Origin of the sequence: Amycolatopsis sp. WAC 01376 (genome assembly GCF_003947415.1) — a bacterium.
Classification (GTDB): domain Bacteria; phylum Actinomycetota; class Actinomycetes; order Mycobacteriales; family Pseudonocardiaceae; genus Amycolatopsis.
Genome location: NZ_QHKL01000008.1, coordinates 70,186 through 85,305, shown reverse-complemented (window position 1 = coordinate 85,305; position 15,120 = coordinate 70,186). Strand labels below are relative to the sequence as shown.

Annotated in this window: 12 protein-coding genes; 10 read left to right on the top strand and 2 right to left on the bottom strand. The window is 68.5% G+C overall.

What is annotated here, in order from left to right:
• The first annotated feature begins 33 nt into the window (after positions 1 to 33).
• The 4 genes from DMH03_RS33720 to DMH03_RS33705 all read left to right on the top strand — a co-directional run bounded on the left by DMH03_RS33720 (position 34) and on the right by DMH03_RS33705 (position 5,248).
• On the top strand, positions 34 to 1,800 hold the full coding sequence (locus DMH03_RS33720; RefSeq protein WP_125796061.1) for a dynamin family protein: 1,767 nt from the start codon (positions 34 to 36) through the stop codon (positions 1,798 to 1,800).
• 69 nt (positions 1,801 to 1,869) lie between these two features.
• Positions 1,870 to 3,075: a GTPase gene (locus tag DMH03_RS33715; protein WP_125796060.1), complete on the top strand. Its 1,206-nt coding sequence runs from the start codon at positions 1,870 to 1,872 to the stop codon at positions 3,073 to 3,075.
• A 68-nt stretch (positions 3,076 to 3,143) separates the two neighbouring features.
• Positions 3,144 to 4,709 (top strand): long-chain-fatty-acid--CoA ligase, encoded by a 1,566-nt coding sequence (locus tag DMH03_RS33710; RefSeq protein WP_125796059.1) that lies wholly within the window; start codon positions 3,144 to 3,146, stop codon positions 4,707 to 4,709.
• A complete protein-coding gene (locus tag DMH03_RS33705; RefSeq protein ID WP_125796058.1) occupies positions 4,709 to 5,248 on the top strand; it encodes a TetR/AcrR family transcriptional regulator in 540 nt (179 codons plus the stop codon). Before DMH03_RS33710 ends, DMH03_RS33705 begins: the two co-directional genes overlap by 1 nt.
• On the opposite strand, the gene DMH03_RS33700 is transcribed toward DMH03_RS33705, so the two are convergent.
• Entirely contained in the window at positions 5,245 to 5,646 is a 402-nt protein-coding gene (locus DMH03_RS33700; RefSeq protein WP_125785667.1) for a PPOX class F420-dependent oxidoreductase, read from the bottom strand. The two genes, DMH03_RS33705 and DMH03_RS33700, sit on opposite strands and share 4 nt — an antisense overlap.
• Before the next feature lie 141 nt (positions 5,647 to 5,787).
• Here DMH03_RS33700 and DMH03_RS33695 point away from each other — a divergent pair, with 141 nt between their 5' ends.
• From DMH03_RS33695 to DMH03_RS33675, 5 genes are all read left to right on the top strand, one after another.
• Positions 5,788 to 7,005, top strand: a complete 1,218-nt coding sequence (locus tag DMH03_RS33695) for a glycosyl hydrolase family 8 (RefSeq protein WP_199749126.1) — start codon at positions 5,788 to 5,790, stop codon at positions 7,003 to 7,005.
• A gap of 405 nt (positions 7,006 to 7,410) precedes the next feature.
• Positions 7,411 to 8,379 (top strand): ABC transporter substrate-binding protein, encoded by a 969-nt coding sequence (locus tag DMH03_RS33690; protein ID WP_125796057.1) that lies wholly within the window; start codon positions 7,411 to 7,413, stop codon positions 8,377 to 8,379.
• On the top strand, positions 8,366 to 9,280 hold the full coding sequence (locus tag DMH03_RS33685; protein WP_125796056.1) for an amino acid ABC transporter permease: 915 nt from the start codon (positions 8,366 to 8,368) through the stop codon (positions 9,278 to 9,280). Before DMH03_RS33690 ends, DMH03_RS33685 begins: the two co-directional genes overlap by 14 nt.
• Positions 9,273 to 10,040: an amino acid ABC transporter ATP-binding protein gene (locus tag DMH03_RS33680; protein ID WP_125796055.1), complete on the top strand. Its 768-nt coding sequence runs from the start codon at positions 9,273 to 9,275 to the stop codon at positions 10,038 to 10,040. Before DMH03_RS33685 ends, DMH03_RS33680 begins: the two co-directional genes overlap by 8 nt.
• Entirely contained in the window at positions 10,037 to 11,764 is a 1,728-nt protein-coding gene (locus DMH03_RS33675) for an aminotransferase class V-fold PLP-dependent enzyme (RefSeq protein ID WP_125796054.1), read from the top strand. The genes DMH03_RS33680 and DMH03_RS33675 overlap by 4 nt, the downstream gene beginning before the upstream one ends.
• 333 nt (positions 11,765 to 12,097) lie before the next feature.
• On the opposite strand, the gene DMH03_RS33670 is transcribed toward DMH03_RS33675, so the two are convergent.
• On the bottom strand, positions 12,098 to 13,270 hold the full coding sequence (locus tag DMH03_RS33670) for a macrolide family glycosyltransferase (protein ID WP_125796053.1): 1,173 nt from the start codon (positions 13,268 to 13,270) through the stop codon (positions 12,098 to 12,100).
• Between the two features lie 278 nt (positions 13,271 to 13,548).
• Here DMH03_RS33670 and DMH03_RS33665 point away from each other — a divergent pair, with 278 nt between their 5' ends.
• Positions 13,549 to 15,045 carry an alpha/beta hydrolase gene (locus DMH03_RS33665; protein WP_125796052.1) on the top strand — a complete coding sequence of 499 codons (1,497 nt, stop codon included), beginning with the start codon at positions 13,549 to 13,551 and terminating at the stop codon, positions 15,043 to 15,045.
• The last annotated feature ends 75 nt before the right edge of the window (positions 15,046 to 15,120 follow it).

Sequence of the window (15,120 nt, the reverse complement as noted above, 5' to 3'; positions counted from 1 at the left end):
TTCCGCGCTTGGTTAAGGGAACACTGCATCCCCGTGACAGCCCCAGCCTGGCTCGACGTGCTCAACGAGACCTTGGACGCCTGTGCCGCCCACGGTCGCGCCGACCTGGCCGAACGCCTCCGGCGCAGACGTGATCAGCAGGCGCCGGGCACCCGGATCGCGGTGGTCGGTTTTCCCAAGCAGGGCAAGGGTTACCTGCTCAACGCGCTGCTGAACGCGCCGGTCTGCGCGGTCGGGGACGCGAGCACGCCCGCCGTGCCCACCGAGATCGGTTACGCCGCGGACCCCGCTGCGACGCTGATCGGGCACGCCAGGGAAAGCGTGCCGGTCGGGAACCTCGCCAAGGAACTCGAGGTACGGCCGCCCGGTTCGCTGCGCAGGGTCGAAGTCGGCCTGCCGCGCGAACTGCTCGGCACGGGACTGGTGCTGGTGGACACCCCGGCGATAGGGGATCCCCGGTCACCGCGCACGGCCGCCACCCTCGACGTCCTCGCCGACGCGCACGCGGTGATCCTCGTCTCCGACGCGACGCAGGAACTCCAGCCCGCCGAACTGGCGCTGGCAAGGCATATCCGGACCTGGTGCCCCGCACTCGTGTTGGCACTGACCAAGATCGACGTGAGCCCGGACTGGCGGGAACTCGCCGCCCGCAATCGCGCCGCGCTCTCCGAGACCGGTGTCGTCGCCGACGTCTTCCCCGTGTCAGCGACGGTGCGCCAGGCGGCCGCTAAGGCCGGTGACGCCGGCCTGAACGGACGGTCCGGTTTCCCGGAACTCCTGAACTGGGTGGGGGAACAGGCCGCGCGCCCGATCGAACGCACCCGCGCGCTCGCCGCCGCGGTGAGTGTGCGGGCGGCGGCGGTCGAACTCGTCGAGACGCTGCAGACGCGCCTCAACGCCGTCTCCCAGGACAACGGGACCGATCAGGTCACCCTGCTGCACCAGGCACAACGGCGCACCGAGGAGCTGCGGCGGCAGAACGTCCGCTGGCAGAACCTGTTGTCGGACGAGATCACCGACCTGATCTCCGACGCCGAATACGATCTGCGCGAGCGGACCAGGGTGATCGTGCGCCATATCGACCGCACCTTCGACGAGGGCGATCCGGTGCAGATCTGGCCAGATTTCCAGACCTGGCTGGAAGAAAACCTCGCCGAAGCCGTCGAGACGAACTACAACTGGGTGTCCGACCGGGCGACGTGGATCGCGCACGCGGTCGCCACGAGTTTCGGGCCGCGCTACGGCCAGGCCCCGGACCTGCCGCTGACCGGGTCCGGAGTGGACTCGATCCCCGAGGTCGGCGCCCCCAAGATCGAGCGGTTCAAGATCGGGCAGAAACTCTTCACCGGCTTGCGCGGCTCCTACGGCGGCGTGCTGATGTTCGGCCTGGTCACCAGTCTCGCCGGGTTGCCGCTGATCAACCCGGTGTCCCTCGGCGCCGGTGTCGCGTTCGCGACCAAGAGTGTGCGCGACGAAGGCGGGATGCGGTTGCAGCGACGCCAGGCGCTGGCGAAGGCCGCGGCGCAGCGCCACGTCGACGACGTGTTCATCAGGTTCAGCAAGGAGATCAAGGACGAGGTCCGTCAGGTTCAGCGGCGCCTGCGCGACCATTTCGTCGCGTTGTCCGACGAACTCGCCGAAGAGCTGACCCGCCAACGGGAACTGATCATCGCGGGCTCCGCCGAACGGGACCGGCGCACCCAACGGGTCAAGAAGGAGATCGACCGGCTGGCCGCACTGCACCGGAAGGCGGGGGCGCTCGGCAGTGGCGCCGCGCCGCGCCGGGAGCTTTCGGCGTGACCGCCGACGTACTCTTTCCCGCGGAGGCGGCATGAACACCGCCGACGTACTCTTTCCCGCGGAGGCGGCATGAACACCGCCGACGTCCGTGAACTCCTGAACGAGGCCGCGGCGCACTATCGTGGCAGGCCGCATGCGGTGGCGATGCTGCGGGAATGCCTGGAGCGACTGGAAGAACCGCTGCGGGTCGGCTTCGCGGGCACGCCGGGCACCGGGAAGTCCACTTTGGTCTCCGCGCTGGCGGAATGGCCGACCAGGGCCTTGCGTGAACTCGATCTGTTCGACACCCCGGCGCCCGCCGAACACGTCGACGCGACGGTGCGCTTGGTGCGTCATCTCGAACCCGACGAACTCGCCGGCACCCGGCCGGTGGGCGGCTCGCCGTTCGCGCGGCAGACGGCGGTGAATTCGGTGCTGGTGCTCGGCAGGGCCGACGAGGTCGGCGCGGGCCGGATCGACGCCTTGCTCACCGCGAAACAGCTGGCACGCCGGGCTTGGCGCGAGGACCCGGATTGCGCGGGGTTCCAGGGGGTCATCGCGGTCGCCGGCCAACTGGGGTATGCGGGCCGTGCGCTGCGGGACGACGAATTCGAGGTATTGCGCGCGCTGGCGTCGGTCTCCCGGCCGGAGCTGGAGCGGTATCTGCTGTCCGTGGATTCCTTTGTGGACGATCCGTTCCCGGTGGGGGTCCCGCCGGAGTCGAGGAAACACCTGGTGTCGCGGTTCGGCCTCTACGGAGTCCGCTTGGCGATCACCTTGATCCGCACCGGCTGCGAGAGCAGGCTGAAACTTTCGGCGGAACTCGTGCATCGCAGCGGCCTCGGTGACCTGCGGGACACGCTCGCGGGGTGCTTCGTCGCGCGGGCCGACGCGCTGAAGGCACGTACGGCGGTGGTGCGGCTGGAAGGGCTGCTCGCCGCCGAACCGCTTCCGCACGGCGACCGGCTGGCCGCCCGCGTGGAGCGGTTCGCCGCGGCCGCGCACGACTTCCGGGAACTGCGGCTCATCGCCGGCATCCGCGGTGGCCGCACGGCGTTGTCCGGGGAGATCGCCGAGGAGGCCGTCCGGCTGCTCGGCGCGCAGGGACTCGCGCCCACCGAGCGGCTCGGTCTCGAACCCGACGTGGATCCCGCGGAGATCCACGCGGCCGCGGAAGGCGCGCTCGTCCGCTGGCGGCAGGAGGCGGAGCGGCCCGATGCCGCGCACGCCGAACGCGCCGCCGCGCGGGTGATCGTGCGTTCGGTCGAGGGACTGCTCAGCCTGTTCGTGGCTTGACGCCTGCCGGTCCCGGAGTCACCATAGGCCTCTCTATGGTGACTCTGACCAGGCGAAAGGGGTCCGGTATGCCCGAAGACGTGCGTCCGGATGTGCGGCTGCTCGGTGAACTTTTCGCGTATTGGGCGAAGACGGCTCCCGAGCGGGAAGCTCTCTCGTACCAGGGGCGGCGGCTCACCTGGGCCGAACTCGACGAGCGGGCGAGGCGGGTCACCGGCGCGCTCGCGGCCGCCGGGCTCGGCAGGGGAGACAGGGTCGCGTTCGTCGACAAGAACACGCCCGCCTGTCTGGAGGTGACCTTCGGCGCGTCCTCGCTCGGGGCGGCGAACGCGGTGGTCAACTGGCGCCTCGCGCCGGAGGAGCTGGCGTACGTCCTCGGTGACAGCGGCGCGCGGATCGTCTTCGCCGGTCCGGAATCGCTGGCCGCCGTCGAGGCGCTGCGTGATCGGCTGCCGTCGGTCGAGCGCGTGATCGTCGTGGGAGGAGAAGACGACCAGTACGAGGACTTCCTGACCGGAGCGGCCCCCGCCGGGCTGTCACCCGAGGTCGGCGAACACGACGGCGCGCTGGTCATCTACACCAGCGGCACCACCGGTTTCCCCAAGGGCGCCGTGCTGACGCACCGGAACCTGCTGGCGCACAGCCGCAACGCCGGCGCGCAGTTCCCGATGGCGGAAGGCGACCGCAACCTGGTCGCGATGCCGCTGTTCCACGTCGGCGGGAGTTGTTACGCCGTCATCGGTTTCCACTACGGGCAGCCGACGACGATGACCCGCGAACCCGACGGCAAGTCCCTGCTGGGCGCGCTGGCCGAAGGGGTCACGCACGCGTTCCTGGTGCCTGCCGTGGTCGCCGGGATCAGGCAGGCGGGGGAGCAGGCCGTCGCCGCGTTCTCACGGTTGAAGTATCTCGGTTACGGCGCGTCGCCGATGCCGCTCCCGTTGCTGCGGAAGTCGCTCGCGGCCTGGCCGGACACCAGGTTCGTGCAGGTCTACGGCATGACCGAACTGTCGGGAGTGGTGACGGCGCTCGATCCGGAGTCGCATCGCGATCCGGCTCGGCCGGAGCGGCTGGCGTCGGCGGGCACGGTGCTGACCGGCGTGGAGATGCGGGTCGTCGACCCGGCGACGCTGGAGGACGCCGAGTCCGGGACTCCTGGCGAGCTGTGGTTCCGGACCGACCAGGCGATGGCGGGCTATCTGGGCAAACCCGAGGCGACCGCGGAGACGATCGTCGACGGCTGGGTCCGCAGCGGTGACGTCGGCAGGGTCGACGACGGCGGCTTCGTCTTCATCGAAGACAGGGTCAAGGACATGATCATCACCGGCGGCGAGAACGTCTACTCGCCCGAGGTCGAGCGGGTCATCGCCGAACATCCCGCGGTCGGCGAGGTCGCCGTCATCGGTGTCCCCGACGAGCGCTGGGGAGAACAGATCAAGGCGGTCGTCGCGCCCGCCCCCGGGCAGCGGGTCGACGCCGACGAACTCGTCGAGTACTGCCGGGAACGGCTGGCGCACTACAAATGCCCGCGTACGGTCGAAATCGTGGAGGCGCTGCCGCGCAACGCGACCGGCAAGATCCTCAAACGCACCCTGCGGCGCCCGTACTGGGAAGGGCGGGAAAGGGCCGTCTGATGTCGTCGAACGTCAGCCGCGAGAAGTACTTCGACGCGGCCTTGGACATCCTCGCCGAGTCCGGGTTCGCCGGGCTCAACGTCGGCACGCTCGGCAAACGCCTGGGTGTCACCAGCGGGTCCTTCTACCACCATTTCGGCGGCTGGCCGGCTTTCGTCGGCGCGCTCCTCGAATTCTGGACGCAGCGGCAGGTGCGGATCCTGCGGGAACTGGACTTCGGTTCCGGCGGGCCCGAGGCGGACTTCGCCGCGCTGATGAGCCTGACGCGTGGCCTCAGGCATCGTGCGGAGGCGGCCATCCGCGCCTGGGCGGCGAACGACGAAACCGTTCGCGTGGCGCAGAAACGCGTCGACGACACCCGGGTCAAGACGGTCGGGAAGGTGGTGGCCGAGCTGATCCCCGACCGGCGTCGCGCGGAGGTCGTGACCTCACTCGGGCTGGCGATGCTGGTCGGGTATCAGCAGGTGGCCTCGGCGGGGGGATTCACCGACCTCGGCGAGATCCTCGACGAATACACCCGGCTGGTGCTGGCCGGTTAGGCGTTGCCGAGGACGCGGGTCACGGTGATCTCGATGACCACGCGTTCCGGATTCGGCTTGGGCTGCCGGTATCGCGCGGCGTAGCGGTTCTCGGCGTCGCGCACCGACTCCGGGTCTTCGCGCAGCACCGCGCGTCCCTCCAAAGTGGACCACCGGGGTCCGTCGAGCTGGCAGGCGGCGACCGGAATGCCCTTTTCGCCCGCTTCCTTGACCATGCGGGCCTTCTTGGACGAGCGGAACGTGATCACGCGGGCGATCCCGGCGTCGAAGTCCACCGTGACCCCGACCGCGACGACATGCGGGGTCCCGTCCGGCCGGACGGTGGTCAGGGTGGCGAGGTGCCGCTCGGTCCAGAAGTCCCGGAAGGTCTCGCCGCGCGCGCTCAGGTCGATCGTCATGTGGTCAACGCTAGGCCACCGTTCACGAAGGCGTCTTTTGAGGTAATAGTAAGGAAACTTTCTTAACTCTCTTGTTTTTGGCCGACCCGGATGTCACTCTCGGAACGCGCCGCCGCCACCAACGACGTTTCCGGAGGAGCCATGAGAAAGACCGTTCGGACAGTGCTGGCCGCGGCCGCGCTGACCGCCGGGCTGGTCGCCACGACCGCCCCCGCCACCGCGGTGACCACTCAGGGAACCCCTTACCTGCCGGGAGTTCTGCGTCCCTCGGTGTCGCAGGCGACGCAGGACGCCGCCCTCGCCAAGTACTACGACTACTGGAAGAAGAACTTCCTCACCACGAAGTGCGGGACGGGCACCTACGCGGTCAAGGCGCCGGACGCCGACCACGCCTTCGTGGCCGAGGGTCAGGGCTACGGGATGACCATCGCGGCGATGATGGGGAACAAGGACTCGCAGGCCCGGACCGTCTTCGACGGCATCCTGAAGTTCGTGAAGGCGCATCCGTCGGTGATCGACAAGGATCTGCACGCCGCTGAGCAGAACGAAAGCTGCACGAGCGTCAACGGCAGCGACTCGGCGACCGACGGGGACCTCGAAATCGCCTACGGTCTGCTCCTCGCCGACAAGGTCTGGGGCAGCGGCGGTTCGGTGAACTACAAGGCCGAGGCGCTGCGGATCATCAAGGCCATCAAGCGTAGCGAGGTCCACCCCACCACCAAGTTCATGCGGCTGGCGGACTGGGCCGACAGCGGCAAGTACATCAACAGCTCCCGATCCTCCGACTGGATGCCGGGTCACCTCCGCGCGTTCGAGAAGGCCACCGGGGACTCGTTCTGGGGCCAGGTCCGGACCCGGCAGGAGAAGGCCGTCACCCAGCTTCAGCAGCAGTACGCGCCGAAGACCGGGTTGATCCCGGACTTCGTCGTCAACACCAACTCCACGCCGAAGCCCGCCCCCTTCGACTTCCTCGAGGGCAAGGACGACAAGTACAGCTACAACGCCTGCCGCGACCCGTGGCGGCTCGGCGTCGACGGCATCACCGTGTCGGGCAGCCCGGCGCAGGGCCAGGTCCGGAAGATGAACACCTGGATCCAGCAGAACACCGGCGGCGACCCGGCCAAGATCACCACCGGCTACCTGTTGTCGGGCGCCAAGATCCCGGGGCAGACGGGTCAGCACCCCTGCTTCACCGCGTCGTTCGCCATCGCGGCGATGAACGACCCTGGCAGCCAGGCCTGGCTGGACAAGCTGTGGACCTCGGTCACGACGTGGTCGCCGAACGCCAAGGACTACTACGGCACCGGCATCACCGTGCAGGTCCTGCTCATCCTCTCGGGGAACTACATCGCGGTTTGATTCAAGTCCGTGAAGGGCCCCTTCTGTACCTAGGTGCGGGAGGGGTCCTTCATGTACTCGCGAGGGGCAAGGTCGAGTCCTGGTGTGTCCCCAATGCCACATTGGGGACACCGAACGAACCCGGAGGCTCGCGCCAAGCGCCTCTGGCCAGCGTGGACACGACTCCTCCGGGACTCTGACTCTCAAGGTAGGGAAGGAGGCCCTCACGGACTTCGGCGTGACCTCGGGAGTCACTTCAGCCACTGCTGTCACGGAAGCGCTGGCGCACGCGGGCTCGGCTCAGCCGCAGGAAGGGGCAGTCACGCGCGAAACGGACATCCACCGGACAAGATTTCAACGGCGTGTTGACCTCTTCAACAGCCAGTTGTAGCGTCGGCGACCATCCGAAGCCCGTGGAGGTCCTTCATGCCGTCGACGCCGCTCACCTTGACCCGAACCTGGCGCCTGGCCGTGCTCACCGACGTCGTCGCGCTCGTCACCGCGGCCTGCGGAGGCGGGCCCGACGGTGCGGGCGGCCAGGAACCCGCGGCACCGGGGGCGCCCGCCGCGATCCCCGACACGACCGCGTTGATCGAGTCCGTCCAGAAGGACGCCGCCGTCGCCGGCACCCTGCCCGCGAAGTACGCGCAGGCCGGAATGCTGCACCTGGCCTCGAACCTGCAGTCCGCGCCCAACAACTTCTACGCCGCCGACGGCAAGACCCCGATCGGCTACGAGGTCGACCTCGCCAAGGCCATCGGCAAGAAGCTGGGCGTCACCGTGCACCACCAGGACATGGCGTTCGGTTCGCTGATCACGAGTCTCCAGTCCGGCCGCGTCGACCTCACGATGGCCGCGATGAACGACACCAAGACCCGCCAGGCGCAGATCGATTTCGTCGACTACTTCTCTTCCGGCATTACGATCATGGTCCGCAAGGGCAACCCGGACCGGATCGCCGGCCCGGACACGTTGTGCGGCAAGAACGTCGCGGTCGTGCAGGGGACGAGCCACCAGAAGTTCGCCGAAGAGCAGAACGGCAAGTGCACGACGGCGGGCAAGCCCGCGCTGACCGTGACCGCGACCGATTCCGACACCCAGAACCAGAACCAGCTCCGCACCGGCCGGGTCGCCGCCATCCTCAACGACCTGCCCAGCGCGGTCTACATCTCGCGGACCGCGGGTGACGGCAAGTTCTTCGAGACCGTGCCCGGTGAGCCGATCAACGGCGGGCCGTACGGGATCGGCGTCAACAAGGAGAACAAGCCGCTGGCCGAGTCCGTCCAGAAGGCGTTGCAGTCCCTGATCGCCGACGGCGGTTACGGCAAGATCCTGCAGGCCTGGGGCGTCGAGCAGGGCGCGGTCAAGGAGGCGAAGCTCAATGCCGGAAGCTAGGGGGGCGACAGCCGAGCCGCTGCCGATCGTCCGGCTGAGGCACTGGGGTCGTTGGGTCAGCGCCGTCGTCATCCTCGCGCTGCTGATCCTGCTCGGGATCGCGCTCGGGAACGCCCAGATCCAGTGGGATTCCGTCCCGGAGTTCCTCTGGTACCGGGTGATGGCGGTCGGTCTGCTCAACACCGTGCTGCTCGCGGTGATCGCGCAGGGTTCGGCGATCGTCATCGGGATCGTGATCGCGCTGATGCGCCGCTCGGCGAATCCGGTGGCGCGCTGGTTCGCGGCGGGCTACATCTGGCTGTTCCGCGGGCTTCCGGTGCTGCTGCAGATCCTGATCTGGTACAACCTGGCGCTGGTGTTCGAGTTCATCTCGATCCCGCTGCCGTTCGGCGGCCACCTGCTGTACGAGCAGACCAACGTGCTGATCACCGCGTTCACCGCCGCACTGCTTGGCTTGGCGCTCAACGAAAGCGCGTACATGGCGGAGATCGTCCGCGCGGGGCTGAACAGTGTCGACAGTGGACAGACCGAGGCGGCGAAGTCGATCGGGATGTCGCCTGGCGCGACCCTGCGCCGCGTGGTGCTGCCGCAGGCGATGCGGGTGATCATCCCGCCGACCGGCAACGACTTCATCAACATGCTCAAGGGGACGTCGATGGCGTCGGTGATCGGCGTGACCGAACTGATCCACGCCGCCAACAACATCTCGTCCAACAACCTGCTGGTGATGGAGACGCTGCTGGCAGCCGCCGTCTGGTACATGGTCGTGGTGACCGTCGCCGGGGTCGGGCAGCACTATCTGGAGCGCGCCTTCGATTCCGAAGACCGGTCACGGAGCGCGTTCTCCCGTGCGGCCAAGGCGTTGCGCACCGCGCCGCTGGTGAGGAGTGAACGTGTCTGAGCCGCTGCTCAAAGCCGTCGGCGTCCGCAAGAGCTACGGCCACACCGAGGTGCTCGGCGGGATCGACCTCGAAGTCCACAAAGGACAGGTGGTCTGCCTGCTCGGCCCGTCGGGCGCGGGGAAGAGCACCTTCCTGCGCTGTGTCAACCATCTGGAGACGATCGACGCCGGACAGGTCTGGGTCGACGGCGAACCGATCGGTTTCCGGCTGCGCAACGGAAAACTGTACGAGCTGAAGGAACGCGAGGTCGCCAGGCAACGGCGCGACATCGGCATGGTGTTCCAGCGGTTCAACCTGTTCGGCCACCGGACGGCGCTGCAGAACGTCATCGAGGGGCCGGTGCGGGTGCTCGGTGTCCCCGTGGGCGAAGCCAAAGAGCAGGCGCTCGAACTGCTCGACAGGGTCGGCCTCGCGCACCGGGCCGACGCCTATCCGGCGCAGCTGTCGGGCGGGCAGCAGCAGCGGGTCGCGATCGCCCGATCGCTCGCGATGAAACCGAAGCTGATGCTGTTCGACGAGCCGACGTCGGCGCTCGACCCGGAACTCGTGGGCGAGGTGCTGGCGGTGATGGGTACGTTGGCCGCGGAGGGGATGACGATGGTCGTGGTGACGCATGAGATGGGGTTCGCGGCCGAGGCCGCGGACGAGGTGGTGTTCATGGCCGACGGCATGGTCGTCGAGACCGGGCCGCCGGGGGAGCTCCTGAGCGCCCCGAAGCACGAGCGGACCAAGCAGTTCCTGGCACGGGTCCTCGCATGACGCGGATCTCCCCGCGGTACCTGCTGCAGTTCGACGAGCCTGCCGGGTACCTCGACTTCGCGCGGTTCGGCCCGCCGTCGCACGCCGTGCTCGACACGACGGCGAGCCTGCTCGACGCCTCCACCAAGGCCGGTCCGTCCACTGTGGACGACCTGATGCGGCAGGAGACCAGGGCCAAGGCCGCCGCCGCACGGCTTTCCGGCAGCGACACCGACCACACGGTGTTGTTGCCGCACACCAGTCTCGGCCTGTTCCAGGCGGCGTTCAACGCTCCAGGCGGTGAGGCGCTGGTGTCTTCGGCGGAGTTCCCTGCCAACACCTACCCGTGGGCGCGGGCCGAACAGGCGGGACGGCTGACCGTGCGGCGGCTGCCGCTCGGGAACGTCACGGCGGACGCGGTCAAATCGGCGCTGACACCGGAGACGTCGCTGGTCAGCGTGAGCGCGGTCGACTTCCGCACCGGATATCGCGCCGATCTGGCGGCGATCCGGGAGGTGGTCGGCGACCGGCTGCTCGTGGTCGACGGGATCCAGGGCTTCGGGGTGACCGAGGCGCCGTGGGAGGTCGCGGACGTGCTCGTCGTCGGCGGGCAGAAGTGGTTGCGGGCGGGCTGGGGCACCGGTTTCGCGGTACTTTCGGACCGGGCGCTGGAGCGGATGGAACCGATCCTGTCCGGCTGGACCGGCGCCCGTGACCCGGGACTGTTCGACGACGAGATCCATCCGGCCGACGAGACCGCGGCCGCCTGGTCGATCTCGAACCTGAGCCCGATCACGTCGGGCGCGTTCGCCGCCGCTTTGGAACTGGTCGAAGAGGCGGGCGTCGAGGCCATCGCCGCGCGGATCGGCGAACGCGTCGGCGAACTCGAAGAAGTCGTGAAATCCGCCGGGGGAGAGGTGGTTTCGGCCGTCGATCGGCGGGCCGGGATCCTCGCGTTCACGTGGGAGGGGCAGGCCGCCGAACAGGTCGGGGCCGCGCTGGCGGACGCCGGGATCGCCGCGACCGTGCGGCCGGAGCACGTCCGGCTGTCCCCGCACGCGTCCACTCCGGCGAGTGCGGCGGAACAGGTGCGGACTGCGTTGGAGCGGCTGAACAAACCGGTCACCGTGTTCTCCGGCGTTCCCGCGGTCGGAGTGGCGTCGAGCGACCTGCTCACCGCGCTCGTCCCGGCGGTGCACGCGCTCGCGGCGATGCTGGGACCGGGGAACGAGGTCCTGCTGCACGACCTGAGCAGGCTGCCGGACTCGATCGTCGCCATCGCGGGCGACCTCACCGGCCGGACGGTCGGCGGGCCGATGACGGATCTGCTGCTGGGCCTAGTCCGGCGCGGCACCACGCAGGACCTGACGAACTACGAGACCCACGGCCCCGACGGCCGGGCGATCCGCTCCTCGACGCTGTTCCTGCGGGACGCCGACGGGGTCGCGATCGGCTGCCTGTGCGTCAACCGGCTGTCCGACGGTTCACCGAAAGCCAACGGGCACGAACCCGAGACCTTCCCGCCGGACGTCGACAGCCTGCAGCGGTTCCTGGTCGGGCGCGCGGTGGCGAAGGCCGGGATCCCGGTGGACCTGATGAAGAAGCGGCACAAGGCGGCCGTGGTCCGCGAACTGGACGAGGCGGGGTTCTTCCTCATCAAGGACTCGGTGGACCACCTCGCCGGGGAACTCGACGTCACGCGGTACACGATCTACAACTACCTGAACGAGATCCGGGGCACCTGACGCTCTCGCGCGTGCTATGAACGGACCGTTCCTTGCAAAATTTGCAAGGAACGGTCCGTTCATAGCGTTCGGCGGGGCTACCCGGTCGTGCCAAAGGTTACGTGGATCCGGCTGCGGTTGATGCCAGGCCCGGTCCGTGAAGGCCTCCTTGAGGGACCCAGAGTCCCTCAAGGAGGCCTTCACGGACTTGGACATCGCCACGTTCGCCCCACAGACACCAGCAGTTACACGGCTGCGCGTGAAAGCCCCCTTCCCTCGGCTCAGCCGAGGAAACTCGACCTTCACACCTCTCGGGCGGGCAAGGACACCGGTATCGAGCCACTCACGAGGGCACTACTTCAGGAAGGACTCCACCGCGTCGGCGGCCCGGTCGATGCCGCCGTTCCCGCGCGTCTCGGCCCGGACCTCGGCAAGACGCGCAGCGACCGAGGGCGACCCGGCGACCCGTTCGACCGCGGCCCGCAGCACGGACGCCGTTACGTCGGAGGCCGCGAGCTGCTCACCGACGCCCAGCTCCGCCAGTTTCGCCGCGTTGCCGAAACCGTCGGTGGCCAGCGGGATCGCGACGGTCGGCACGCCGTACCACAGCGATTCCGTGCTGCCGCCCATGCCGGCGTGCGTGATGAACGCCGACGCGGCCTCGAGTACCGCGAGCTGCGGGACGAACGGGCGCACCTCGATGTGCTCGGGCAGCGGCCCGAGCGCGGCCGGATCGGTCTGGCCGATCGAGATGACCACGTGCCAGTCCGAGTCGCGGAACCCGTCCACGCAAGCGCGGAACAGGTCCAGCTGGTCGGTGAACGCCGTGCCGAGCGACATCAGCAGGACCTTCTTGCCATTCGACGGCGGCGACCAGCTCCGGTCGGCGAGGCGTTCCGGGTCCAGTGCGGGGCCGACGAAGCGGACCGACGACGGCACCCGGTCGACGTTCGGCTGCATCGCCTTCGGCAGCAGCGCGAGCACCTGGGGCGGATGGGAGATCCAGTCCCAGGCATCGGCCTCGATGCCGTTCTCGTTCAGCCACCGGGTGAAAGTGGCGAAATAGTCCTTTCCGGACGGTGAGGTCCGGATCGAGGTCAGGATCTCGCCCATGTCCTCTTCGTAGCCTTCCCAGGCGACATAGGTCGGGGAAAGCTGCACCGCCGGAACGTCGTAGCGCCTGGCGAGCAGCGGAGCCGGAAGCCCGCCGATGTCGTACAGCAGCAGATCCGGACGGTTCCGGTCGTAGATCTCGGTGAGCACCGGCATCGACTGGATGCCCTCGTCGAGGAAGACCCGCATCTGGGACGCCGGATCCTCCGGCCACGCCGACTGGTCGCCGAGCGGGAGGATCGACGGATGCGGGACGACCTCGGCCCCGGTCGGTTCGATCAGCCCGGTGAGCGGTTCGCCCACGGCGTAGCTGACCCGGTGCCCGCGGGCGACCAGCTCACGGATGACGGCCAGCGACGGGTAGATGTGGCTCGGCGCGGTGCTGCCGATCATGGCGATATGCGTGTTCTGCATGATGTCCTGTCTGAATTCGTGAAGGAACGTCAGACGGCGCGCGGAAAAGGGGCCACCCGGTCGCGGGCGGCCCTGCGGTCACGCCGTCTCAGGCGGTGCGCATGCGGACGTGGCAGATCATGATCGAGATCCTAGCGCGCCCCGCGTGGCCTCCCAACCGGTTAACGCGTTGCCCGGTTTGCCGCGATCGGGACCCGCCGTTTGCAGGGACCTTCGCCGGAGGGCTATCGCGGGTCATGGACGTGGATAGGGTCGCCTTCGCAGGGAAGGGGAGAACCTTGAGACGTGTTCTCATCACCGCGCTGGCGTTGGCCACGGTCGCGGTGACCACGCCCGCCGTCGCCGCGGAAGAGGCGCAACCCGCCGAGACGATCACCTGGGGCGCTTGTACCGACCAGACCTTGATCAACGCCGGTGCGGAATGCGGCTATCTGCCGGTCCCGCTGGACTATTCGAGGCCGCGCGGCGAGAAGATCCAGCTCGCGCTCAGCCGCATCAAGCACAAAACGCCCGACGCGCGGTACCAAGGCGTCATGCTCACCATCCCGGGTGGGCCCGGCGGTTCCGGGTTGCTGCTCGCGACTCGCGGGCCGCGCGTGCCGAACCACGCCGGTGACGCCTACGACTGGGTCGGTTTCGACCCGCGCGGTGTCGGCTCCAGCAAACCCGCGCTTTCCTGTATCCCGAACCACATGGACTACAACCGGCCGAACTACGTGCCGACGACGCGGCAGCTGGAGGAAACCTGGTTGCGGCGCTCGAAGTCCTACGCCGGCGCGTGCGCCGAGAAGAACAGCCGCGCGCTGCTCGAGAACATGAAGACGACCGACACGGTCAAGGACATGGAAAGCATCCGCAAGGCGCTCGGCGCGGAACAGCTGAACTTCTACGGGTACTCCTACGGCACCTACCTCGGCCAGGTCTACGGGACACTGTTCCCGCGGCACGTCCGCCGCATGGTCCTCGATTCCACTGTGGACCCTCGCAACGTCTGGTATCAGGCCTTCCTGAACCAGGATCTCGCGTCCGACGTCAACCTCGGCATCTGGTTCGGCTGGGTCGCCTCGCACGACGACGTCTACCACCTCGGCAAGACCCAGGCCGCGGTGAAGCAGGTCTTCGACGCGCAGCTGAAGAAGCTGGCCGCGGCGCCGGCGGGTGGCTACATCGGTCCCGACGAGTTGCTGGACGTCTTCCTGCAGGCTTCGTACCGCCAGCTGAACTGGACGCTGCTCGGTGACGCGCTGGCGAAGTTCGGCAAGGGCGACTGGCAGACGATGAAAGGCTTGTTCGAGAGCTTCGGCGGGCGCGGCGACGACAACGGTTACGCCGTCTACCTCGCCGTCGTGTGCACCGATGTGAAGTTGCCGCCGAGCTGGCAGCGGTGGAAGCGCGACAACTGGCGCACACATGAGAAGGCGCCGTACTTCACTTGGCAGAACGCTTGGTACAACGCTCCTTGCCTGTACTGGCCCGCGAAGCCGGGCAAGCCGGTGAAGGTCGAGGGCTCGAAGGTGCCGAGTGTGCTGATGATCGGCGAGACGCTCGACGCGGCGACGCCGTACGAGGGCAGCCTCGAGGTGCGTAGCCGGTTCCCCGGCGCTCGCCTGATCGGTGAGCCGGGCGGCACGAGTCACGCCATCACCCCGCGCGGCAACGCGTGCGTCGACAACCGGATCGCCGGCTACCTGGCGACCGGGGCGCTGCCCGAACGCAAACCGGGGCGGACGGCCGACGTCGAGTGCGCGCCGCTGCCGCTCCCGGTACCCGCCTAGCCCAAGTCCGTGAAGGCCTCCTTGAGGGACCCAGAGTCCCTCAAGGAGGCCTTCACGGACTTCCGGGGTTTCCGT

Bases quoted from the DNA above. Each gene is read 5' to 3' on its own strand.
- DMH03_RS33715 (WP_125796060.1), top strand. From the start codon at position 1,870: ATGAACACCGCCGACGTCCGTGAACTCCTGAACGAGGCCGCGGCGCAC.
- DMH03_RS33710 (WP_125796059.1), top strand. From the start codon at position 3,144: ATGCCCGAAGACGTGCGTCCGGATGTGCGGCTGCTCGGTGAACTTTTC.
- DMH03_RS33705 (WP_125796058.1), top strand. From the start codon at position 4,709: ATGTCGTCGAACGTCAGCCGCGAGAAGTACTTCGACGCGGCCTTGGAC.
- DMH03_RS33700 (WP_125785667.1), bottom strand. From the start codon at position 5,646: ATGACGATCGACCTGAGCGCGCGCGGCGAGACCTTCCGGGACTTCTGG.
- DMH03_RS33695 (WP_199749126.1), top strand. From the start codon at position 5,788: ATGAGAAAGACCGTTCGGACAGTGCTGGCCGCGGCCGCGCTGACCGCC.
- DMH03_RS33690 (WP_125796057.1), top strand. From the start codon at position 7,411: ATGCCGTCGACGCCGCTCACCTTGACCCGAACCTGGCGCCTGGCCGTG.
- DMH03_RS33685 (WP_125796056.1), top strand. From the start codon at position 8,366: ATGCCGGAAGCTAGGGGGGCGACAGCCGAGCCGCTGCCGATCGTCCGG.
- DMH03_RS33675 (WP_125796054.1), top strand. From the start codon at position 10,037: ATGACGCGGATCTCCCCGCGGTACCTGCTGCAGTTCGACGAGCCTGCC.
- DMH03_RS33670 (WP_125796053.1), bottom strand. From the start codon at position 13,270: ATGCAGAACACGCATATCGCCATGATCGGCAGCACCGCGCCGAGCCAC.